Origin of the sequence: Pseudomonas sp. PDM26, assembly GCF_019219185.1 — a bacterium.
Taxonomy (GTDB): domain Bacteria; phylum Pseudomonadota; class Gammaproteobacteria; order Pseudomonadales; family Pseudomonadaceae; genus Aquipseudomonas.
Map to the genome: position 1 here is coordinate 723,259 of NZ_JAHUWC010000001.1, position 23,751 is coordinate 747,009.

Genomic DNA, 23,751 nt, shown 5'->3' on the forward strand with positions numbered 1-23,751 from the left:
CCACACCGTCTGGGGTGTGGAGATGGGCGTATTCTTCGCCCTCATCAACAGGAATTAAAATGAGCGAAAGCTTTGCGGAACTCTTTGAAGAAAGCCTAAAAACCCTGAACCTTCAGGCAGGCTCCATCATCACCGGTGTTATCGTTGATATCGATTACCAGGCTCGCTGGGTAACCGTTCACGCTGGCCTGAAGTCTGAAGCACTCATCCCGCTTGAGCAGTTCTACAACGACGCTGGCGAACTGAACATCAACGTCGGTGACGAAGTTCACGTTGCTCTGGACTCGGTTGAAGACGGCTTTGGTGAAACCAAGCTGTCCCGTGAAAAAGCCAAGCGCGCTGAATGCTGGATTGTTCTGGAAGCAGCCTTCGCAGCCGAAGAAGTGGTCAAGGGCGTTATCAACGGTAAGGTTAAAGGCGGCTTCACTGTCGACGTTAACGGCATCCGTGCGTTCCTGCCAGGTTCTCTGGTTGACGTCCGTCCAGTGCGCGACACCACGCACCTGGAAGGCAAAGAGCTGGAATTCAAGGTCATCAAGCTGGACCAGAAGCGCAACAACGTTGTCGTTTCCCGTCGCAGCGTCCTGGAAGCCGAGAACTCCGCCGAGCGCGAAGCTCTGCTGGAATCCCTGCAGGAAGGCCAACAAGTCAAAGGTATCGTCAAGAACCTCACCGATTACGGCGCATTCGTCGATCTGGGTGGCGTCGATGGCCTGCTGCACATTACCGACATGGCCTGGAAGCGTATCAAGCATCCTTCCGAAATCGTCAACGTTGGCGACGAGATCGATGTCAAGGTTCTGAAGTACGATCGCGAGCGCAATCGTGTTTCCCTGGGCCTGAAGCAACTGGGCGAAGATCCATGGGTTGCTATCAAAGCCCGTTACCCAGAAAGCACTCGCGTTACCGCGCGTGTAACCAACCTGACCGACTACGGCTGCTTCGCTGAGCTGGAAGAAGGCGTTGAAGGTCTGGTACACGTTTCTGAAATGGACTGGACCAACAAGAACATCCACCCTTCGAAAGTCGTACAAGTCGGCGACGAAGTGGAAGTCATGGTTCTGGACATCGACGAAGAGCGTCGTCGTATCTCCCTGGGCATCAAGCAGTGCAAATCTAACCCATGGGAAGATTTCTCTGGCCAGTTCAACAAGGGCGATAAAATCTCCGGCACCATCAAGTCGATCACCGATTTCGGTATCTTCATTGGTCTGGACGGTGGCATCGACGGTCTGGTTCACCTGTCCGACATCTCCTGGAACGAAGTGGGCGAAGAAGCCGTTCGCCGCTTCAAGAAGGGCGACGAGCTGGACACCGTTATCCTGTCGGTTGACCCAGAGCGCGAGCGCATCTCCCTGGGTATCAAGCAACTGGAAAGCGATCCGTTCTCCGAGTACGTTCAAGAGAACGACAAAGGCGCCATCGTTAAAGGCATCGTGAAGGAAGTTGACGCTAAAGGCGCCATCATCACTCTGGCCGACGATATCGAAGCGACTCTGAAAGCCTCTGAAATCAGCCGTGACCGCGTTGAAGACGCGCGCAACGTTCTGAAAGAAGGCGAAGAAGTAGAAGCCAAGATCATCAGCGTTGACCGCAAGAGCCGTGTAATTCAGCTCTCGATCAAGTCGAAAGACGTTGAAGACGAGAAAGAAGCAATTCAGAGCCTGCGCGACAAGCCAGTAGCTACTGATGCTCCTGTGGCCACCACTCTGGGTGACCTGCTGCGTGCACAAATGGAAAAACAGAACTAAGTTCTGACTTTCTGTAAAAAAGGGCGACTTCGGTCGCCCTTTTTTGTGCCTGGAGTTTGGTGAGTTTCGCTCGGCTGTAGCTGCTCGAGTCGTGAACCAAAGGTGCTGAAAAAATGTCTGATTGTTTAGTCGGATCAAGCGCTTATTTGCAGCTAGTCTTTAGCCTGAGACTAATGATCGCCCGGTGGGCGTTCTGGCAAAAGGACGTGAATGAACAAGCTAATTGTCGCAGTAGCAGTGCTGGCGCTAGCGGGTTGTACCACCAGTGCCAAAACTCATGTGGTGCGCGGGGTCAGCGGCATAGAGGTCGATTGTTCGGGGCTCGGTTCGAGATGGGAGAGGTGTTACAAACGCGCGGCCAAGGAGTGCAGAGGGGCAGCCTACAAAGTCGTCGCGAGATCTGATGATTTCAAGGAAGAGGAGGAAAGCTTCCTCTTTGGATTCAACCCGGCAGGTTTCCTGACGCGCACTATGTTGGTGATTTGCCGATGAGCTGGTAACCGTTCAGAGGTCTTGCGTCTTTCAGAAATCAAGCATTTTGGGGCTGGGGAATGGATGGCAAAACTCGGGCTGTTCAAAATCATGCCGGCGTGCTAAAACCTTTGAAGCGCTGATCTAGCTGCTTGAAAAAGAAGGGAAAAATATGACGAAGTCGGAGTTGATCGAACGAATTGTCACCCATCAAGGGCTGCTCTCATCCAAGGATGTGGAGCTGGCCATCAAGACCATGCTTGAGCAAATGTCCCAATGTCTGGCTACCGGGGATCGTATCGAGATCCGGGGGTTTGGCAGTTTCTCTCTGCACTACCGCGCACCACGGGTTGGCCGTAATCCGAAAACCGGGCAGTCTGTCAGTCTCGACGGCAAGTTCGTTCCTCACTTCAAGCCAGGTAAAGAGCTGCGTGACCGGGTGAATGAAGAAGAAGAGGATGGGCATTGCGGTCTTTGATTTCAAGGAGTTGGCAATGCGTAACCTAAAGCGCGTCATGCTCGTGGTATTCGTACTGTTACTGGTATTGGCGATTCTCGCGTTCGTGCTCGAGAACCAGCAGTCTGTTTCATTATTATTCCTTGGCTGGTCGGGGCCGCAGCTACCCGTTTCATTGGCGGTACTGTCGGCGCTTATGGTGGGTATGGTGATCGGGCCTATGTTGCATTGGCTCCTGGGTCGCACATCTTCGAGGTCCAAATACCCAGGCTGATTGCAGCGCATGCTGGGTTACATGTTTGGCGTTAGCCACTGCTTGTCTGCATCCATTAGTAAAAACGTCATTAAGCTGTAAAATGCTTTGCTTGTCCGAAAACGGCTGGTTCCGAGGTCGGCCGGACTGACTCTGCAGGCAGCCTCGGGTGCCGGCTTTTGCATTCATGGATTAGACAGTGCTCGGTTTGGCGGCCCTGTCAGTAACTCAAGGGTATGGTTTCGCGTGAAAATTCTAGTTACCGGCGGCGCCGGATTTATCGGTTCGGCGGTCATCCGCCATATCATCTCCAGCACCTCCGATTCTGTCGTTAATGTCGATAAGCTCACTTATGCGGGTAATCTTGAGTCGTTGGCCGAAGTTAGCCAGAGCTCGCGTTACGTGTTCGAGCGCGTCGACATTTGTGATCGTGAGCAGATCGACCGCGTCATGCGTGATCACCAGCCAGATGCCATCATGCACCTGGCAGCAGAGTCCCACGTCGATCGCTCGATCTCTGGCCCGTCTGAATTTATTCAGACTAACATCATCGGTACCTACACGTTGCTGGAAGCTGCGCGCCACTATTGGGCGGCGCTGGATGATGCGCATAAAGCCAACTTCCGTTTTCACCACATTTCGACTGACGAAGTTTACGGAGACCTCGAAGGTCCGGAAGACCTCTTCACCGAAACCACGCCTTATCAGCCAAGCTCGCCTTACTCCGCCAGTAAGGCCAGTTCCGATCACCTGGTCCGCGCATGGAGCCGTACCTACGGCCTGCCAACTTTGGTGACCAACTGCTCAAACAACTATGGTCCCTGTCATTTCCCTGAGAAGCTGATTCCGCTGATCATCCTCAATGCTCTGGAAGGCAAGCCGCTTCCTGTCTACGGTAAAGGTAACCAGGTTCGTGACTGGCTGTACGTCGAGGATCACGCACGGGCACTCTACAAAGTTGTCACTGAAGGCATGATTGGCGAGACGTACAACATCGGCGGCCACAACGAAAAGCAAAACATCGAAGTGGTTCACAACCTGTGCTCATTGCTTGACGAGCTGCGTCCAGATTCCCCGCACCGTCCGCACGCCAGCCTGATCACCTACGTACAGGATCGACCTGGGCATGATCAGCGCTACGCGATCGATGCCAGCAAAATCCAGCGCGAGCTAGGCTGGACTCCGGAAGAAACCTTCGAAACCGGTATCCGCAAGACGGTTGAATGGTATCTGGACAACACCGAGTGGGTAGAGCACGTCAAGAGCGGCAGCTATCAGCAGTGGCTCGACTTGAACTACACGGATCGCTCGAGCAAAGCATGAAAATCCTTCTGTTGGGAAAAAATGGTCAAGTGGGCTGGGAGCTGCAACGCTCCCTTGCACCTTTGGGTGAGCTGATCGCATTGGATCGCCGGGCGAATGATGGTTTGACGGGAGATATTTCCAATCTCGATGCCTTGCGCGCCACAATCCGCAAGGTCAAACCCGATGTCATCGTCAATGCGGCGGCCTACACTGCCGTGGACAAGGCCGAGTCCGAAACTGAATTGGCAGACAGAGTGAACGGTCTGGCAACCCAAGTCATGGCTGAAGAGGCCGCATCCTCGAATGCATGGCTGATTCACTATTCCACCGATTATGTTTTCAACGGCCAGGGCTCCACCCCTTGGCAGGAGACAGATGCTGTCGCCCCCGTAAATCATTACGGTGTCACCAAGCTCGCGGGAGAGCAGGCTATAACTGCCTCCGGATGTAAGCACCTGATTTTCCGTACCAGCTGGGTCTACGGAGCTCGTGGTAACAACTTCGCCAAGACCATGCTGCGTCTGGCCAAGGATCGAGAAACACTGAGCGTCATTGCAGACCAGATCGGAGCCCCCACTGGTGCCGACCTGATTGCAGATGTGACGGCGTTGGCCATCCAGCAAGCCGTCCAGCGTCCGGAGCTGTCAGGTCTATATCACTTGGCAGCAAGCGGTGAGGTTTCCTGGCACGGTTATGCCCGCTATGTGATCGAATTTGCCAAGGCCAATGCCGAGCAACTCGCCGTCACAGCTGTAGATCCCATAGAAACCACCGCGTATCCAACGCCTGCACGCCGTCCTTTGAATTCGAGGCTGAATACTCGGAAACTGCGTGATAATTTTTCACTGCACTTGCCGGATTGGCAAAGTGGCGTAACCCGAATGCTTATGGAAGTTCTGAACAAATGACAACGACAAATCGTAAGGGCATTATTCTGGCCGGTGGTTCGGGAACTCGGCTCCACCCGTTGACGCTCGGTGTTTCCAAGCAGATGTTGCCGATATACGACAAGCCAATGATTTTTTATCCGCTGTCGGTTCTCATGCTTGCCGGGATGCGTGAAATTTTGATCATTTCCACCCCGGAAGATCTACCGTGCTTCCGCAAATTGCTGGGTGATGGCAGTCTTTATGGCATCAAGCTTACTTACGCGGAACAACCAAGCCCGGATGGTCTTGCGCAAGCATTCATCATAGGTGAAGAGTTCATCGGCAAAGATCCATGCTGCCTGATCTTGGGGGATAACATTTTTTACGGTCAGCACTTCTCGGACAAACTCCGTTCCGCCAGTGCTCAAACTCATGGTGCGACAGTTTTCGGGTATCACGTTTCCGATCCCGAGCGATTCGGCGTGGTGGAATTTGATTCCTCTGGCCGTGCCTTGAGTATTGAAGAAAAACCGCTCAAGCCTAAATCCAGCTACGCGGTGACCGGTTTGTATTTCTTCGACAATCAGGTTGTCGAGATAGCAAAAAATATCAAGCCGTCCGAACGTGGCGAATTGGAGATTACCGACGTCAACCGTGTCTATCTCGAAAAAAAGACCCTCAACGTTGAAATGCTCGGTCGCGGGTTTGCATGGTTGGATACCGGTACTCATGATTCACTGCTTGAAGCCAGCCATTTTGTGCATACCATCGAGCAGCGTCAGGGGTTGAAGGTGGCTTGTCTGGAAGAAATTGCTTACAACAGTGGCTGGATAACTGCTGAGCAGTTGGGATCACAAGCTGATGCACTGAAGAAGACCGGCTATGGTCAGTACCTGCAAAGGCTGTTGGTCTTACCGTCCCTGTGAGATGGTCGCGAATCGTTCGCTTCGGCCCGCGCTCGTCAGAGAATTTCAGTCGCTGCTAATAGCTGGTAGTACTGCGGATCGCCTGGTTATTGTGATGATTCGTATCGATAGAGTGCGAAAGAAATAAAGCTCGCGTCCTATCTACAATGAAAATGAATAGGCTAAATTTTATATGACGAACACCCCTGCATCCACGCAGCGTACCGATGGCACTGACCTTTTTGAACTGCTTGCGGCGTTATGGACTCAGAAGCTATTGATAATCAGCGTCGCTTTAGTCGGAGTATTGGCAGCGACGGCTTATGCATTTTTGAGTAAGCCAGAGTATGAGGCGCGTGTTTACCTGCAGCCACCTACCTTGAACGGAATCGCCGATTTCAACTATGGTCGAACTTTCGGCGCAGAACTGACACCATTTACGATCAAAGACGTATACGAAGTATTCATCCGTAATTTACAGAGTGAATCTTTACGGCGTGCTTTCTTCAATCAAGTTTATCTACCTTCACTATCGCCGTCCGAGCGCAATGGATCGCAAGATCTGCTGTACTCTGATTTTTCAAAACTATTGACTATAGGTTTACCAACCAAGGAACAGCCAGATCGTTACTCCGTGATCGCTCGAGCTGAGGATCCTGCACATGCCACGGCATGGGTTAAGGATTTTGCAGCACGGGCGGGTGCCGCAGCGGAAAAAGAAATGATCAGCAATATCACCCGTGAAGCTGAAGTGCGGGTACGCAATCTTGGTCAGCAGATTGCTACGCTGCAAGAAGCCGAAAACCGAGTTCGCCAGGATTCCATCACAAGATTGCGCGAGGCGCTAGCGGTTGCCGTGGCCATCGGTCTAGAGAATCCACCTATCATTTCGGGTAATCTTTCCGCTGAGGTCTCCGCCGGTATGGATGGACAGCTCACATATATGCGCGGTAGTAAAGCGCTAAAGGCGGAAATTCAGAACCTTGAAACGCGTAAATCTGATGATCCTTTCATCGGGTCACTAAGAGCGCTTCAAATCAAGCAAAGTTTTTACAAGGATCTACAGGTTAGCCCGAGCACTGTCTCTGTTTATCGTCAGGATGGTCCAATCGAGCAGCCCGACCTCCCTATCAAACCGAAAAAGGGACTCATCATATTGCTGGGGCTATTCCTGGGTTGTGTACTTGGTTTCATGATCGCGCTGGTCCGCCATTTTTTCATTGCCAGGAAAAGTCGTGCTTGATCCTTCACCTATTTACTTGTTTGTCGCCAGCTGTAGAGATGGCGGGTAGTCAAATACCACGCAAACCTGCGCAGTATCGTCGGTGCAGGTTTGCGGCGGGTGGCATTTATTGCTATGAGCGCCTCTGTAAGTGTCCCTTTATATTGGTGATGGTTGTTCCTTTGCTTTTGGTGTCGATTTTAGTGGCTTGGGATATTTTGCGTGCTTGGGTCATGAATCGGAGTGCTTGGAAAGCAATGAGTTACTACCTGGAAATAGCTTCTGAATCAATTTTTAATGGTGAGTTGATTTTGGATGCCCAACAGTTTAAGACGTCGCGCGACATGAGTGACAAAAAAACTCCTGCAGTAAATTTTAGTGCGGCCGTATCAAATGATTAATTTTGTTTTTGTATTTTTGGCTAACGTTTTTTTTAGTGCGCCCTCTATATTTTTAGTGGTGGCCAGTTCCCACTTGGGAAGCTTCAATGATGCGGCAATGCTAGGGGCGGCGTTCTCCATTTGTGCCCCGGTGCAGCTATTTTTTTCCATGCAGCACAATATTTCCATTTTGAGCGGAAAATTAAGTTACAGAGATTCATTGCGTACGAGGATTTGGCTGGTCATACCGTTTTTACTTTTTGGCTTTCTTGGTGCGCTTTTGTTTTCTTCGCAAATTGTATTTTGGTTTTTTCTATATAGATGTGCGGAGTTTTTATACGAGCCCATCCTTTGCGAAGGAATCAGAGAGGGCGATTATCGCAATATTTTTGCGTCGACATTGTTTAGATTTGTTCTGTTTTCTCTAATTGTCTTTATTTTGTTATACGTTGGGACTGGTCTGAGTACCGCTTTGATGGTGGTAGGTCTGGTGTTCTTGCTACTCACTCTAAAGTTCATCTCTGTTGCCTTTGACACAAGTGTGGTGTCATGGGGCGGATTTGTTTTAGGTGCGGCCGCTTTTTTTTCGAGTCTCATCGTAAACATCCCCAGATACTTTGTTGTTGGTGAAGATGCTTCATTTGCAGCTTTCTATTCAAGTATGTTGACCTTGGTCCTGGGGGGAGGGCTGCTATACGGGGCTTTTAATAACTATTTTTTTCCTAAGTTCATTGTTTCGGGTAGAAGTGGAGCCTTGAAATTTCTTAATGTATCGATGGGCGTATTTCTCGGCGGCTTCTTGTTGTCGTATTTGTTGTTTTCGGGCGCTGTCATACCTAAGCTGTTTCTGGGAGTATTTCTAGGCGCTAAGTATTTGGTTTATTTTGAACTTGTTATCGGTTTCGCATTTTTTTATTTCGTGCTTTACTTTCATGCTGTGTTGAATTTTATATTTGTTTTCCTTGGCTTGGCAAGGACATATATGGCTTCTCTGATTGTTTATGGTGTGTGCATGGCCTGCTTCATCTTTTTCGTGAGGAGTTCTTCAGTAGGTGATTTTAGTCGTTTGATTTGGATCGTTGTTTGTTTTGGGGTGGTCTATGCGGCAGTTTGTTATCTCTTTCTTATGTTCAAGTTGTCGAGAGGGCATGAGGGATGATGTCTCTAAGTATGTTTTTAATTTTCGTTCTTTCGATAATTGACAGCCGAATCTCCTACCTTGGCACTGCGCTTTTTTTAGTGGTGGGAGTAATAATAATTGGTTTTTTCTCGATCCCGAGAGCAGGGAATCCCTTGCTGTCGGGACCTGTATTTGTGTTCATGCATTTTACAGCTATAATGTTAGCGACTAGTGAGCTTTCACCCAGTAGCGAATTTGATCAGAATAGTGAGGCCCAGTTTAAAAAAAGGTAACTCTTCCGACCTGGCTTGTTAAAGGTGATGGGGGGATTTTTTTGGTTTCTTTATTGGGTGTTAACTAGGTATATATATGTTTTCAGTTAGCGTTTGTGTAGCTACTTACAATGGGGCTGATTTCATCAGGGATCAGCTGAGTTCGATACTCGAGCAAATTCCGGAAGATTCTGAAGTTTTGATCGGTGATGATGGTTCGAGCGATGAGACAATTCGTATTGTTGAGGAGTTTCACGATGTCAGAATCAGGATTATCAGAAATACCACGAATCTTGGGTATATAGGAAATTTTGAGAATTTAATTAGTGAAGCATCGGGTACTTATATTTTTTTAAGTGACCAAGATGATCTCTGGCCAGCGGGCAGAGTCGACAAGATGATTTCTGCAATGGAGCTTTCGAATAGCTTGCTGGTAGTGGGCTCAATGGAGTCATTTATCGATGATGTTGACTCTCGTAAGTTTTTCTGTGGTTTTGACCATACAAGGAATGCTACTCCTTACAAGAATATATTTGACATTTTTATTGGGCGTAGCGTTCCTTACTATGGCTGTGCCATGCTGTTGTCGAAGAAGATAAAGCCCTGTCTGATCCCTTTTCACTCGAAGGTGATTAGCCATGATATATGGATCTCCTTCGTCGCAAATAGACGTAATTCGGTTGTTCATTTGAACGACACGGTTACGTTGAGACGTATTCATGGTAGTAACCTGACCAATAATAACCGTGGTTTTTTCGATAAAATCAAAACCCGGTTTATCTGGTCGTTGGCTATTTTTCATATTATTTAATAAAGAGGGTAGGCCGTGTTTGATAATAAGACTCTATTGATAACCGGGGGAACAGGTTCTTTTGGCAACGCTGTGCTCAAGCGTTTTTTAGATACCGACATCACTGAAATTCGTATTTTCAGCCGCGACGAGAAAAAGCAGGATGACATGCGCAAGCGCTATGCCAGTCCGAAACTGAAATTTTACATAGGGGATGTGCGGGATTATCAGAGCATATTGAATGCTAGTCGTGGCGTGGATTTCATTTTTCATGCCGCAGCGCTCAAGCAAGTCCCATCCTGCGAGTTTCACCCGATGGAGGCTGTCAAAACCAATGTTCTTGGTACCGAGAATGTTCTTGAGGCGGCGATACAGAATCAAGTTAAACGGGTAGTTTGTCTGAGTACCGACAAGGCCGTGTACCCGATCAATGCCATGGGTATTTCCAAAGCCATGATGGAAAAGGTCATGGTTGCCAAATCCCGTAATGTGGATGAAACCAAGACGGTGATTTGCGGTACACGCTACGGCAATGTCATGGCTTCGCGTGGATCCGTCATTCCTTTGTTCATTGGTCAGATTCGAGCTGGCCAACCGCTGTCGATTACAGATCCAAACATGACGCGCTTCATGATGACTCTCGCGGATGCTGTTGATTTGGTTCTGTATGCTTTTGAGCATGGCAACAACGGTGATTTATTCGTCCAGAAGGCTCCTGCCGCGACTGTGGAGACTCTTGCTCTCGCCCTGACATCGATGCTAGGGCAGCCTGAGCATCCTATTCAGGTTATCGGTACACGCCACGGCGAGAAACTCTACGAGGCGCTTTTGAGTCGAGAAGAGATGGCCTGCGCAGAGGACATGGGCGATTATTTCCGAGTGCCGCCGGATCTTCGAGATTTGAATTACAGTAAATTTGTCGAGCAAGGCGAAGAAAAAATTTCCACCATGGTGGACTACAACTCGCACAATACCGAGCGCCTGGATGTTCAGGGGATGCAGGATTTGCTACTGAAACTTGACTTTATGCGTGCAATTCAGCGCGGCGAATATGCGACACCCGAGGAATAAAGCATGAAAGTATTGATCACCGGTGCTAACGGATTCGTTGGTAAAAACCTTATAGCTCATCTGCGTGAGCGAAAAGACGTCGAGGTGCTGCGATTCTGTCGCGAAGATAATATCGCCAGTCTGCATTCGCTCGTATCTGAGGTGGACTTCGTTTTCCACTTAGCCGGTGTCAATCGTCCTCGGGATGTCGAAGAGTTTAAGGTTGGCAACGCCGATTTGACTCAGGCGTTATGCGCAGCGGTCGCGGCGAGTGGACGTAAAATTCCAATACTTTATACCTCCTCAATTCAAGCTGAGTTGGCGAATGCGTACGGCGACAGTAAGCGCGAAGCTGAAGAGGCTCTGCTGAGCCTTTCTACGACATTTGGCAATAATGTGCATTTGTTCAGGCTGCCAAACGTATTTGGGAAGTGGGCTCGGCCTAACTACAATTCGGCTGTAGCGACGTTCTGTCATAATATAGCAAATAATTTGCCTGTCAGTATCAACGACGCCAACGCTAAAATTTCACTTGTTTACATCGACGACGTCATAAGCAGTTTTATTTCTGTAATGGACGGTAAACAGACAGGTAATCCGTTTGTAAAGATAGAACAAAATTACTCGATAACTGTAGGTGATCTATCGGCACAACTGTATGCCTTTAAAGAGAGTCGGCGGTCCATGATTTCCGAACGGGTCGGCACTGGCCTCGTGCGGGCTTTGTATTCGACCTACCTCAGCTACTTGCCGCCCGAAGAGTTCACTTACGAAGTTCCTAAGTACGGAGATGCTCGCGGCGTTTTCGTGGAGATGCTCAAGACCAAGGATTCAGGTCAGTTTTCATACTTCACTGCGCACCCGGGTATTACTCGTGGCGGTCATTATCATCATACGAAAACAGAAAAATTTCTGGTTATTTCCGGCAAGGCATGCTTCCGATTTCGTCATATAACATCGGGTGAGTTCTATGAATTATTCACAGATGGAGAAGCCCCGAAAATTGTAGAGACCGTGCCCGGCTGGAGTCATGACATTACCAACGTTGGTGAAAGTGAAATGATCGTCATGCTGTGGGCGAACGAGATTTTTGATCGTGAGCTTCCGGACACCTACACTATGCCAGTGGGCACCGAAGCCTGATCGTATTAGGAATGAGAATCACAATGAAAAAGTTGAAAATTGTCACTGTAGTAGGCACCCGTCCTGAAATCATTCGCTTGTCGCGTGTCATCACTGCGCTGGATAAGTACTGCGATCACGTACTGGTCCACACAGGTCAAAATTACGATTACGAGTTGAATGAAATATTTTTCCAGGATCTCGGGATCCGCAAACCGGATCATTTTCTCAACGCCGCGGGCAGCAGTGGTGCTGAGACCATAGGAAATGTGATCATTTCTGTGGACCGAGTACTCGCGTCTGTTCAACCAGAGGCTTTGCTTGTCTTGGGTGATACCAATAGTTGCATGGCTGTTATTCCTGCCAAACGTCGCAAGATTCCAACTTTCCACATGGAAGCTGGTAATCGTTGTTTTGATATGCGAGTACCTGAAGAAATCAATCGGCGGATTGTTGATCATACTGCTGACATTAATCTTACTTACAGCACAATTGCACGCGATTACTTGCTCAAAGAAGGTCTGTCACCTGATATGGTGATCAAGACGGGTAGCCCGATGTTCGAAGTCCTGAATTATTATCGCCAAGGGATCGAATCTTCGGACGTGCTGGTACGTTTGGGACTTGAGGCTGGTAAATTTTTTGTAGTAAGCGCACACCGCGAAGAGAATATCGATTCTGACAAAAATCTCTTGAAGTTGGTTGATGTCCTCAATACCGTCGCGACAACCTTCGGTTATCCGGTGATAGTTTCCACTCATCCACGCACTCAAAAGCGTGTAGATGCGATGGGAATTGTATTTCACGAAAACGTGAAACTTCTAAAACCTTTGGGCTTCAAGGATTACAACAAACTGCAGTTGGAATCCAAAGCGGTGCTTTCTGACAGCGGTACCATCAGCGAAGAGTCTTCGATACTCAATTTTCCTGCATTGAATATCCGTGAGGCTCACGAGCGTCCAGAGGGGATGGAGGAGGCTGCGGTGATGATGGTGGGGCTCGAAGTCGAGCGAGTACTGCAAGGACTGATGGTTCTGGATACGCAAGCTTCCGGTACGGAGCGTACCCTGCGCCTGGTCGAAGATTACAGCATGCCCAATGTGTCGGAAAAAGTAGCCCGGATTGTTCACAGTTATACCGATTATGTAAATCGAATCGTCTGGAAACGCTACTAATTTGAGTTGTTATCATGCCTGAGAAGAAACTGAGAATCCTGCTGGTTACGCAATATTTTTGGCCAGAAAATATGCGTATAAACGATTTGGCTCGTGACTTTACCGAGAAGGGACATTCGGTCACTGTACTGACGGGTCTGCCAAATTATCCGGAAGGCGAAGTATTCGATGAATTCCAGGCGGCGCCTGAGCGTTTCAATGAATACTTTGATGCCAGAATTGTCCGGGTGCCAATGCTTCCGCGAGGTAAACGCAGCATTAATTTGGCATTGAATTATCTCAGTTTCTTTACTAGCGCCTCAGTTGTTGGCGCCTACAAACTGCGTGGCGAGCAGTTTGACGCAATCTTCGTATATGCTGTATCACCGATCATGGCCGCTATTCCGGCATTGGTGATTGGTCGATTGAAAAAAGCACCCGTTTTTGTGTGGGTGCTTGATCTCTGGCCTGAAACGCTCAGAGCTGTCGGCGTTTTGAAGAAACCTGTGCTGCTGTCGATGGTCGGTAAAATGGTTTCGTGGATTTATAATCGTACTGACTATTTACTTTTGCAATCGCATGGTTTTTTTGAAAACGTTCAAAAGTATTGTACGAAAGACATATCTCCCCAACGACTGGTTTATTTTCCAAGTTGGGCTGAAGATGATTTCTCTACAGACGAAAATCGAGCCTCAACGTTGTTGGCACGTGACGATACTGTCTTTACTGTATTGTTCGCGGGTAATCTCGGAGAAGCTCAAGATCTTCCCGCCGTGTTAGATGCGGCCGAAGCATTGGTTGGCAAGGTATCTGTGCGCTGGGTGATTGTCGGTGACGGGCGTATGAGCGATTGGCTAAGTCAACAAGTCCAGTCCAGAGGACTTGATAACGTGCTGCTACTAGGTCGACATCCTTTGGATGAGATGCCAGCTCTGTTCGCTTGTGCAGACGCTTTGCTTGTGTCATTGAAGACCAACGACGTTTTTGAGAAGACAATACCTGGAAAAGTACAGGCTTATCTTGCCTCCGGCAGGCCGCTGCTAGGGATGATCAACGGAGAGGCAGCAAGAGTGATCAGCGACTCGGGGGCCGGTCTCACATGCTCTTCCGGTGATTCGAAGGGTTTGGCAGAGATCACGTTGGCGCTGGCGCAATCTGACGCAAGTCAATTGAGGGCGATGGGTGAATTCGGTCGGCAGTATTACTTGAGTAATTATTCAAAATCTCGCCTTCTATCCCTGCTGGAAGATCTTTTCAGAAACGCCACTTTAAGAAAGGCCAGCTATTGATGCAGAATTCTATTTTGTTGACCGGGGCGACGGGCTTCGTCGGTGGCGCTATTCTCAAGCGTTTATACACCGAAAAAAAATATACTGTTGTTGCTGTTGTCCGAGGCGAATCCCAGCTTGAGGTTCAGGACGTTCGGACGGTACGCATCGGCAGCTTTGATGGCGAAACCCAGTGGAAAGAAGACCTCAGAAACTTTGATGTGATTATTCACTCTGCGGCACGAGTTCATGTCATGAATGATGCCGAGTCCGATCCGTTGGCGGCGTTTCGCAAAGTGAATGTTGAGGGTACTTTGAACCTGGCTCGTCAGGCGGCCGCCTCTGGTGTGCGAAGGTTCATTTTTATAAGTTCGATCAAGGTCAACGGAGAGGGGACGGCCGCAGGTACTCCCTATACAAGCGATGATACTCCCGCTCCGGTAGATCCCTACGGTATTTCGAAAATGGAGGCTGAGCAGGGACTTCGCCAGCTTTCGGCGGAAACCGCGATGGAGGTGGTTATTATCCGCCCGGTCCTGGTGTACGGACCGGGAGTCAAGGCGAACTTTCTAAATATGATGCGCTGGTTGGACAAGGGCGTTCCGTTGCCTTTCGGCGCGATTTACAATAATCGGAGTCTCGTTGCGCTGGATAACCTGGTAGATCTGGTAGTGACCTGTATAGATCACCCGGCAGCCGGCAATCAAACCTTTCTCGTGAGCGATGGCGAGGATTTATCCACTACCGCACTGCTAAACAAGATGGCGAAAGCGCTTCACAAGCCGGCTCGACTCATTCCTGTACCCAGTTGGGTGCTCCAGGGCGGTGCGGCTTTATTGGGTAAAAAAGCACTCTCCCAGCGTCTATGTGGATCGCTGCAAGTCGATATTACCAAGACTCGCACTCTTTTATGCTGGACGCCGCCAGTCAGTACTGATGATGCTTTGGCAGCAACTGCATTACATTTTCGGGAACATCAATAACAATGATTTACTTGTGGCTCATACCAGCTGTTGCCGTTCTTTCCTTGGGGCTGACTGCGGCGTTACGTCGTTATGCTCTGAGTCGAAACATTATCGATATCCCCAATGCGCGAAGCTCTCACTCCATCCCAACCCCACGGGGTGGTGGAGTGGCCATCGTAATCGCTTTTCTCGTATCGCTGCCTGTTCTTGGTTATGCGGGGTTAGTTGCGTGGTCGCAGCTCATTGCTGTAGGCGGAGCGGGGATGTTGGTCGCCCTGATTGGCTTTATGGATGACCATGGCCATATAGCAGCGCGTTGGCGATTGCTCGGTCATTTCGGTGCGGGTATATGGGCACTGTTATGGACTGGAGGCTTTCCTCCTATAGTCGTTTTTGGAATGAGCGTGGACCTTCACTGGTTTGGCTATATTCTGGCGGCAATTTATCTGGTCTGGGTCCTCAACCTTTATAACTTCATGGACGGGATTGACGGAATTGCCAGCGTAGAATCTTTGTGTGTGTGCCTTGGCGCGTGTTTCCTCTATTGGATCAATGGGACTCCAGCGCTGATATGGGGACCGATGGTCTTGGCTATGGCGGTCCTTGGTTTCCTATATTGGAACTTTCCCCCGGCACGCATTTTCATGGGGGATGCGGGAAGTGGGTTCCTGGGCATTGCACTGGGCGTGCTGTCACTCCAGGCAGCATGGACGTCTTCAGAGCTATTCTGGGCATGGTTGATTCTATTAGGGGTCTTCATCGTCGATGCGACGTTCACTCTATTACGTCGCATGCTCCGAGGCGACAAGGTTTATGAAGCCCATCGCAGTCACGCTTACCAGTTCGCTTCACGGCAATTCGGCAAGCATCTACCGGTAACTCTGGCAGTAGGCGCAATCAATATGTTCTGGTTGTTCCCCATTGCTTTCTGCGTGATTTACTGGGGGCTCGATGGTGCAATTGGTCTGGTAATGGCGTACATCCCGCTGATCATTCTCGCTGTGAAATTCCATGCAGGAGAACTCGAAAGCTCAGTCTCCACATCAACCGGTTGAGCTTTGGATACTGATTTAGCAGGTGTCGTGGGTGCCCGAATAGGTACAATGATCGAGTCATATCCAGTTTAGGAGCAGGACAAGGTGTTTGAAGCGTTTATGGAGAGGTTACGAGCTCATTTACTAGGGCTACCACGCCGCCAGAAGCGACTGATTCAGGTTTCGGCCGACGTCGTTCTGGTTTGGGTCGCCCTGTGGCTGGCGTTTGTTGTTCGTCTTGGCATTGATGAGATGGCAAATCCGTTTATTGCTAACCCCTGGCTATTCCTGATTGCTCCAGTGGTTGCAATACCGTTGTTCATCCGCTTTGGCATGTATCGTGCTGTGATGCGCTATTTCGGCAATGACGCACTGATCGCCATTATCAAGGCTGTGAGCTTGTCATCCCTGATTCTTGGGGTCATCGTCTACTGGTACAGCAACCACCAAAATATCATCCCGCGTTCGATCATCTTCAATTACTGGTGGTTGAGTCTGATCATGATTGGCGGTTTGCGTTTGGCAATGCGTCAGTACTTCTTGGGAGACTGGTTTACAGCTGTTCAGCATGTGCCCTTCACGAGCCGAGATAATGGTCTCCCGAGAGTGGCAATTTATGGTGCCGGTGCCGCAGGGAATCAGCTTGTTGCGGCATTACGCATTGGGCGGGCCATGCGCCCGGTAGCATTCATTGATGATGATATAGGCATCGCCGATCGGATAATCTCAGGCCTGCATGTCTACAATCCCAAGCAAATCCAGCGAATGATCGACGTTACTGGTGCTCAAGAGGTCCTTCTTGCGATTCCGTCGTCCAACAGAGGCCGTCGCCGTGAGATCCTCACCTTCCTTGAAGGTTTTCCGCTGCATGTTCGAAGTGTGCCGGGTTTCATGGATCTGGCGAGTGGTAGAGTCAAGGTCGACGATATTCAGGAAGTAGACATTGCTGACTTGCTTGGCCGTGACTCCGTACCTGCCCAGGGAGAGTTGCTCGAGCACTGTATCAAGGGGCAGTCGGTTCTTGTTACTGGAGCAGGTGGTTCAATCGGTTCAGAACTTTGTCGTCAAATCCTGGCTTTGCGGCCAACAACGTTGTTACTGCTAGATCATAGTGAATTCAATCTCTACAGCATTTTGTCTGAACTAGAGCAGCGCATCGCACGGGAATCACTACCGGTTCATCTGTTGCCTATTCTCGGTTCCGTACGCAATCCAGAAAAGTTGCTGGACGTGATGAAAACCTGGCACGTAGACACTGTCTACCATGCCGCTGCTTACAAACACGTACCCATGGTAGAGCACAACATTGCCGAAGGCGTTCTGAACAATGTGATCGGCACGCTCAATACCGCCCAGGCCGCTCTCCAAGCCGGTGTGGCCAACTTTGTATTGATCTCCACGGACAAAGCCGTGCGTCCGACCAATGTGATGGGTAGCACCAAGCGGCTTGCGGAATTGACACTGCAGGCACTGAGCCGCGAGATGGCTCCGGTACTCTTTGGTGATACGGGCAATGTGTCGCGGGTCAATAAAACCCGATTTACCATGGTCCGATTTGGTAACGTGCTGGGGTCATCGGGTTCGGTGATTCCGTTATTTCACAAGCAGATCAAGTCGGGTGGGCCGCTCACCGTTACGCACCCTAAAATTACCCGTTATTTCATGACCATTCCCGAAGCGGCACAGCTGGTGATTCAAGCTGGGTCAATGGGGCAGGGTGGGGACGTATTTGTTCTGGACATGGGCGAACCGGTGAAAATTGTGGAGTTGGCGGAAAAGATGATTCATCTTTCCGGCTTGAGTGTTCGCTCTGAAAAAAATGTACACGGTGACATTTCCATTGAGTTTACTGGTCTGCGTCCGGGCGAGAAACTTTATGAAGAGTTATTGATCGGTGACAACGTAGTCTCCACCCAACATCCCATGATCATGAGTGCCAATGAAGATCATCTGACTTGGGAGGTGCTCAAGGGCAAGCTGACGGAACTGCTCGCAGCAGTTGAGCAGGATGACTATGCACGAGTACGTCAATTGCTGCGCGACACGGTCAGCGGATATGCTCCAGATGGTGAAATTGTCGACTGGATCTATCAACAACGACGCCTCGAGCCCTGATCGGACTTATGTCATGGCCCTGCCACTTGGACTATGAGTGGCATTTCCAGAGATTGGAAGGCAGCTTCAGAGAAGCTGCTTCTCCTTAACGTTTCATTCAGCCTTACTACCTGGTTACGACGTAACGGATCCATGAACCCTACATTCAAAGCCGTCATATCGCGGCATTGAATGTGGGGGGGCGTGGAGCGGTTGCGGATATTGGTCGGTTTTTGATGCAACGCTACAACTGGAAACGGCCACATCAATTCAATGGCGGTCTACCGCTCGCTGTTGCCGAGGAAAAGCTTGACGCAGTGTCCGGATTAGTTGACCACTACAGATATTCAACAGGCGTCAAGCCAGCACCCGCCGAGTGGCCCAGTCGAGAACCGCGCTCAGATAGACGAAATCCCGGTGCATCGGGATGTAGGTTGTATCCATGGCCCAGACCTGATTCGGCCGATCGGTACTTGCCTGACAGCAGCTTGCTCATGCGGCAAGCTAATCAAGCTTGCTGGGCAAAGGAGTTCTGAAGCCGCGCCTGTTGAAGCTCTGGCAATTCAATGAATGTTAAAACGGTAGTTCCCAGAACCGGCCTCATAGACCGAATAGCCTGGCTCGGTACGGACGAAATTTGCACCGTCGCTTTGAACGCTACCTCCCCTATTTCGTACCCAGATTTCCGCGCTCGTGTTCACTGGGATACTGACAAAAAGCTCCCCTTGATCACTTCCTTCATTCCAGCGCACGGCAATCGTCCCGTAACCCGATCTATAACGGGCATTGGCCGAGTGCACCTCGCCCCCTGGGATAGGTTTGACGACAAATCGTCGAAATCCGGGCTCCACGGGACGGATACCGGCGATGTTTTGGTACATCCATTCTCCAATCGACCCGTAGGCGTAGTGGTTGAATGAATTCATCACCTTGTCTTGAAAGCTCCCATCTGGCCGAATTCCGTCCCAACGCTCCCACATCGTCGTTGCACCTTTGCTGATCTGGTAGCCCCAGGATGGATAGCTATTTTGAAGCAGCAGCCGGTACGCCACGTCTGCATGACCCGTTTCCGATAGTGCGGGTAGCAGACGAGGTGTGCCGAGGAATCCTGTGGACAGGTGCCAGTTCTTGTCCTTGATCAATTGAACCAATCGATCTGCAGCGGGCTTGCGTGATGCTGCCGGCAAGAGATCCATCGTCAGCGCAAGTGCATAGGCAGTTTGCGTGTCAGACTTCAATCTGCCATCTGGAAGGACATACGCACGATTAAATGCATTTTGAATATTCGCAAAAAGATCTGCATATCGACGGGAATCCTTATTGAGCGCGCGAGCAACTTTTTCGAGGGTATGCGCGCTATCCGCGAAGAATGCTGTCGCAATGAGATCTTTTGACGTCTCATCATCCACGTTCATCCAGTCACCGTACCCGCTACTGGGACGAAGATAGTCTGTACTGGTCTTTTCTAGATACGAAAGCCAACTGTCCATTGCACTGAAGTTTTGCTCGAGTATGCGCAGGTCTCCATAGCGCTCATACAAGGTCCAAGGCACAGATACACCGGCGTCACCCCAGCCAGCGTCAGCGTTTTTGATTCCCTGGAGAGTAGGTGCAACATCGGCAAAGGCCCCGGTTGGCGATTGAGTATCACGAAGATCAGTCAGCCATTTTTCCAGGAAAGATAACGTCTGCATATTGTAGGCGGCTGTACCCGCAAATGCTGCGAGGTCCCCCGTCCACCCCAAGCGCTCATCTCGTGCAGGTGTGTCCATTGGAACCGAGAGAAAGTTCCCGCGCTGACTCCATAAGATATTCTGTTGTAGCTGATTCAGCATCGGCACATTGGTATCAAAGGAGATAGTCAATGGTGAAGCTGTCCGCAATACACGACCGACAATTTCAGGCTGAGACGTTGCGCCGCTAACTTCGACATATCGGAAGCCATGAAACGTGAATGTGGGCTCAAATTTCTCCATTCCCTGCCCGCTCATGATGTACTGATCCGTCGCTTTTGCAGTACGAAGGTTTTCCGTATACAACGTGCCATCCGTGTTTAAGACTTCACCGTGCCGAAGCGTAAGAACTTGCCCAGTCTTCCCTCGGGTGCGCAATCTTACGACGCCCACCATGTTTTGACCCATATCGTAAATGTAGGTGCCGGGCTTGATTTGCGTAACCTTTATGGGCTTGATCTCATGGTCAACGCGAATTGGAGGGTCGACTTGCGCAACCAGGGCGGCTCCCACATTAGGACCTACCAGTACCTGCTTCCAGTTCTTATCATCGTAGTTGGGTAAATTCCAGCCGGGCGTTGTCAATCGGGCATCGTATTGTTCACCCATTATCAGATCGGAATTAACTATTGGCCCAAGTGCACTCTTCCAACTGTCATCCGTAGCGATCAGTTCACTGCTGCCATCCGTATAGTGCAATTCGAGTTGCGCGAGCAGGTAAGGCAACTGGCCATACTGGTTCGGACCTAATGATCCAACATTCCCGACGTACCAGCCGGGACCCAAGTCGACTGCAATTGCATTCCCGCCCGCATGGATCAGTTTTGTCACGTCGTAGGTCTGGTATTGAACCCGCTTCCGATAGTCGGTCCAGCCCGGTGCGAAGTAGTCAGTACTTACAGTTTTGCCATTAATTTGAGCTCGATACAGCCCGAGTGCAGTGATATACAGTCTGGCTTGTTTGATTTCCTTGCTGGCATCAAAGTTTCGGCGCAATCGGGATGTCAGTCCATCGGGTTCTCGCGAACCGCTGATTTCCCATTTTGTCTTGCGGTCTCCCGAAATTTCCATCGCATTGGCGTAGGCTTCTCCAAACGTATAAGTGCTGTCTGGGTATGTGTACCATCCCGCGTCGCCGACGACCTCAGATTGTTCGAGATAATATTTTCCAGGTGGGAGTGGGCTGTCGAGCTTCAGGGTTGCCCATTCATTATCCGTGTGGTTCTCGATGCGCCGTTTTGCCACTAGTTCACCGTCGGGCCCGCTTTTTCTTAACGAGAGGGTAAAGCTGGTATTTCTAGTCTTGAAGGTCGGAACCTCTGCGCTGACTGACGCGATAGAGTGATCGGTAGTGAAACTCTGACCTTGACTTTCACCTGGCTTGAGTTGGGCCGGAGTGGCGGGAAGTTGCGATTTGATAAGATCCGGAGGCATGGGCACCACGCCACCACGGCCGATCCATTGGGCTTTCCAATCGGTAGCGGTCAACAATCCCATTTCCCACCAAGAAGGTTTGCTCCAGGCAGATGGCCGGCCATGAACATCCCAGACACGGACCGTCCAAAAATACCTTGTACGTGAACGTAGGGGGGCACCGTCATACGGAATAAATTGTGATCGCTCGTCGGCGATCTTGCCACTATCCCAAACATCCGCGTCACGGAGTTTCTCTGGACTTGATGCAACTCGGATTTGATAGAAGGTCTGTTTCTGGTTACGCTCGTTCGATGCAATCACCCAGCTGAATCTTGGGGTCGGAGTGTCAATGCCAAGCGAAGCGTTGGCATTTTCGATAGAAACGCTTTCAACTTTCACGGTCTCCGTGGCACTTAATGTAACAGTACAAAACCACAGAATGGCCGCGAGAAGAAAGACGGAAATAAGTCCTCGAATTTTCATTTGTTAAAATTTTTATCTCTACCGCCGACCTAGTAGATACGCCTGGATTCCAGACGCGCGATGGAATGCGGGCCGTGGCCTTCGAGTACATTGAGGTTTTCTACAACCGCAAGCGCCTGCATTCGACCTTGGGCTACCGCTCTCCCTGTCAGTTGCTCCGCGACTGGCGCCTTGAGCAACAAACGGAGAAAAGAGTAGCACAACCACCGTCCTTTGGAAGGCGAAAACCCGAGGGAACCTCAGATGGGCCAAACGAGACGGCCCTGGGAGAGGGGAAATAAGAATGCTTTGATCCTGGTAGGGAATAAGCTTGTATAGCCATGGTGAATTTTCAAAGTAGAGGCATTCATTTATACGTGTGCAACTCGCTTCGAATATACAATATGCCTATCAATCAAGATGTGGTGGTCAACTAATTCCGGACACTGCGTTAAGTTTTTCCTCGGCAACAGCGGGCGGCAGCCCGCCGTTGAATTGATGTAGCCCACGGCCGGTACCCATTGCGTTTTCAGGCTGCGAAACAACCGCTCCACCGTCGCCTTTTTGTAGGCGTGTGAGCCGGGTTGCTTATACTTCAATCACCACGCAGTGTCGGGAAACCTGATCCGTCCTGGTGGTTTTCGTCTGGCGGTATGCCCTCTATGGCGGCAAGCCCTCAAACGTCGCAGCCAGCGTAATCGGCTTCAATGGTCACGCTGCGGACGCCTTGCTGACCTCTATATTCCAAGTCCCAAGAATGTACGCCCGTACCCGGAAGATCGCTTCGCGTCACATACCTGAGGCAGGAGCTGCATGCGTTAGTTCCGCACGTACGGATCTATGCGGGGGGGGGGGGGGGGCAGGTAACTGCCATTCCTGCCGCCACCAAAGGAATGACTCAATGTCATACCCCGACATCCTGCACCATCATGGCGCCAAGAACTGGCTCCTGCTGCCAACGCCTATTGATGCCCAGCCTGTTGATCGACTACGGCCGTTCCAGGGCGCGGAAACCTCCGCTAAAGGCAGATCCGGCGTCGATCGCCTGTCCATCGAGTTTCACCTGGATACGGTCAAGGCACTGATCGCCACCGATGTCCGAATTGACCGCGTCAGGCCTATACCCCTTTGGGATAAAGAAGCACTGAAGCCGGTCAAACAAGGCCGTTGCCAGCTGAGCTTCGAGCAACTGCTGACCGTCGATAGCCATCAAGCAAATTTGAAGAAGGTTCGCCATTTGACGGAAACCGCTCGTCCGGCCATCGTCATCGCAGGGAACGGAATGTGCAGCAGCGGTCGAATCGTCAATTATCTGATAGCCATGCTGCACGACCTGCGACACAATGTTCTCTTCGTCGGTTACCGAGCCTAAGGCACACTGGGTCGGGCCATTCAAGCCTACGGCCTGCACGGTGGTTACGTGGAACTGCACAAACAACGCTATGACATCCGAGCACAAGTCCATACCATAGGCGGCTATTCGGCCCATGTGAACCATAAAGGCGTAGTGGATTAGGCAGTAAATACTCAGTTTACTATTCTCTGATTGTTGGATTTTCAGTGTTTTATTTTGTATATGCAGAATTTCTTAAATCTTGAGAGCTTGAATTGATGATCTGGCTTGTTGATTTGTTCTATTTTTTACTTTGTTTTTCGAT

Annotated in this window: 19 protein-coding genes and 3 pseudogenes; 20 read left to right on the top strand and 2 right to left on the bottom strand. The window is 50.2% G+C overall.

Going from position 1 to position 23,751, the window contains the following annotated elements; genetic code table 11:
• Window positions 1-59: 59 nt before the first annotated feature.
• The 18 genes from rpsA to KW849_RS03390 all read left to right on the top strand — a co-directional run bounded on the left by rpsA (window position 60) and on the right by KW849_RS03390 (window position 18,503).
• Window positions 60-1,751 (top strand): 30S ribosomal protein S1, encoded by a 1,692-nt coding sequence (gene rpsA / locus KW849_RS03305; protein ID WP_007973639.1) that lies wholly within the window; start codon window positions 60-62, stop codon window positions 1,749-1,751.
• A 210-nt stretch (window positions 1,752-1,961) separates the two neighbouring features.
• Window positions 1,962-2,243 carry a hypothetical protein gene (locus tag KW849_RS03310; RefSeq protein ID WP_218427613.1) on the top strand — a complete coding sequence of 94 codons (282 nt, stop codon included), beginning with the start codon at window positions 1,962-1,964 and terminating at the stop codon, window positions 2,241-2,243.
• 151 nt (window positions 2,244-2,394) lie between these two features.
• Window positions 2,395-2,700 carry an integration host factor subunit beta gene (gene ihfB, locus KW849_RS03315; RefSeq protein WP_150753943.1) on the top strand — a complete coding sequence of 102 codons (306 nt, stop codon included), beginning with the start codon at window positions 2,395-2,397 and terminating at the stop codon, window positions 2,698-2,700.
• 16 nt (window positions 2,701-2,716) lie between these two features.
• Complete coding sequence (locus KW849_RS03320) at window positions 2,717-2,953, top strand: lipopolysaccharide assembly protein LapA domain-containing protein (RefSeq protein WP_218427615.1); 237 nt, start codon at window positions 2,717-2,719, stop codon at window positions 2,951-2,953.
• 225 nt (window positions 2,954-3,178) lie between these two features.
• Window positions 3,179-4,255, top strand: coding sequence for a dTDP-glucose 4,6-dehydratase (rfbB, locus tag KW849_RS03325; RefSeq protein ID WP_218427617.1), 1,077 nt, complete (start codon window positions 3,179-3,181; stop codon window positions 4,253-4,255).
• Entirely contained in the window at window positions 4,252-5,145 is an 894-nt protein-coding gene (rfbD, locus tag KW849_RS03330) for a dTDP-4-dehydrorhamnose reductase (protein ID WP_218427619.1), read from the top strand. Before rfbB ends, rfbD begins: the two co-directional genes overlap by 4 nt.
• Entirely contained in the window at window positions 5,142-6,032 is an 891-nt protein-coding gene (rfbA, locus tag KW849_RS03335) for a glucose-1-phosphate thymidylyltransferase RfbA (protein WP_218427621.1), read from the top strand. Before rfbD ends, rfbA begins: the two co-directional genes overlap by 4 nt.
• Window positions 6,033-6,204: 172 nt before the next feature.
• Window positions 6,205-7,254, top strand: a complete 1,050-nt coding sequence (locus tag KW849_RS03340; protein WP_218427623.1) for an LPS O-antigen chain length determinant protein WzzB — start codon at window positions 6,205-6,207, stop codon at window positions 7,252-7,254.
• Window positions 7,251-7,634 (top strand): hypothetical protein, encoded by a 384-nt coding sequence (locus KW849_RS03345; RefSeq protein WP_218427625.1) that lies wholly within the window; start codon window positions 7,251-7,253, stop codon window positions 7,632-7,634. Before KW849_RS03340 ends, KW849_RS03345 begins: the two co-directional genes overlap by 4 nt.
• Window positions 7,627-8,772, top strand: coding sequence for a hypothetical protein (locus KW849_RS03350; RefSeq protein WP_218427628.1), 1,146 nt, complete (start codon window positions 7,627-7,629; stop codon window positions 8,770-8,772). Before KW849_RS03345 ends, KW849_RS03350 begins: the two co-directional genes overlap by 8 nt.
• A 330-nt stretch (window positions 8,773-9,102) precedes the next feature.
• On the top strand, window positions 9,103-9,816 hold the full coding sequence (locus tag KW849_RS03355; RefSeq protein WP_218427630.1) for a glycosyltransferase: 714 nt from the start codon (window positions 9,103-9,105) through the stop codon (window positions 9,814-9,816).
• A 15-nt stretch (window positions 9,817-9,831) separates the two neighbouring features.
• Window positions 9,832-10,866 carry a polysaccharide biosynthesis protein gene (locus KW849_RS03360; protein ID WP_159390319.1) on the top strand — a complete coding sequence of 345 codons (1,035 nt, stop codon included), beginning with the start codon at window positions 9,832-9,834 and terminating at the stop codon, window positions 10,864-10,866.
• Between the two features lie 3 nt (window positions 10,867-10,869).
• A complete protein-coding gene (locus tag KW849_RS03365) occupies window positions 10,870-11,988 on the top strand; it encodes an NAD-dependent epimerase/dehydratase family protein (RefSeq protein WP_218427633.1) in 1,119 nt (372 codons plus the stop codon).
• 23 nt (window positions 11,989-12,011) lie between these two features.
• Complete coding sequence (gene wecB / locus KW849_RS03370; RefSeq protein WP_218427636.1) at window positions 12,012-13,142, top strand: non-hydrolyzing UDP-N-acetylglucosamine 2-epimerase; 1,131 nt, start codon at window positions 12,012-12,014, stop codon at window positions 13,140-13,142.
• Between the two features lie 14 nt (window positions 13,143-13,156).
• Window positions 13,157-14,410, top strand: coding sequence for a glycosyltransferase family 4 protein (locus KW849_RS03375; protein WP_218427638.1), 1,254 nt, complete (start codon window positions 13,157-13,159; stop codon window positions 14,408-14,410).
• Window positions 14,410-15,372 (top strand): SDR family oxidoreductase, encoded by a 963-nt coding sequence (locus KW849_RS03380; protein ID WP_218427641.1) that lies wholly within the window; start codon window positions 14,410-14,412, stop codon window positions 15,370-15,372. Before KW849_RS03375 ends, KW849_RS03380 begins: the two co-directional genes overlap by 1 nt.
• A 2-nt stretch (window positions 15,373-15,374) precedes the next feature.
• A complete protein-coding gene (locus tag KW849_RS03385; protein WP_218427643.1) occupies window positions 15,375-16,409 on the top strand; it encodes a glycosyltransferase family 4 protein in 1,035 nt (344 codons plus the stop codon).
• 99 nt (window positions 16,410-16,508) lie between these two features.
• Window positions 16,509-18,503, top strand: a complete 1,995-nt coding sequence (locus KW849_RS03390) for a nucleoside-diphosphate sugar epimerase/dehydratase (RefSeq protein WP_218427885.1) — start codon at window positions 16,509-16,511, stop codon at window positions 18,501-18,503.
• Window positions 18,504-19,045: 542 nt separating this feature from the next.
• Here the strand turns inward: KW849_RS03390 and KW849_RS03395 are convergent.
• Window positions 19,046-22,114, bottom strand: coding sequence for a glycoside hydrolase family 78 protein (locus tag KW849_RS03395; RefSeq protein ID WP_218427645.1), 3,069 nt, complete (start codon window positions 22,112-22,114; stop codon window positions 19,046-19,048).
• Window positions 22,115-22,161: 47 nt separating this feature from the next.
• Here KW849_RS03395 and KW849_RS31220 point away from each other — a divergent pair.
• A pseudogene (locus KW849_RS31220) lies at window positions 22,162-22,260 on the top strand (IS3 family transposase); the annotation flags it as partial.
• 262 nt (window positions 22,261-22,522) lie between these two features.
• Here KW849_RS31220 and KW849_RS03405 read toward each other — a convergent pair.
• Window positions 22,523-22,668: pseudogene (locus KW849_RS03405) on the bottom strand (IS3 family transposase); the annotation flags it as partial.
• Window positions 22,669-23,216: 548 nt separating this feature from the next.
• On the opposite strand from KW849_RS03405, the pseudogene KW849_RS31225 reads away from it, so the two are divergent.
• Window positions 23,217-23,603, top strand: a pseudogene (locus KW849_RS31225) (MBL fold metallo-hydrolase); the annotation flags it as partial.
• Window positions 23,604-23,751: the final 148 nt, after the last annotated feature.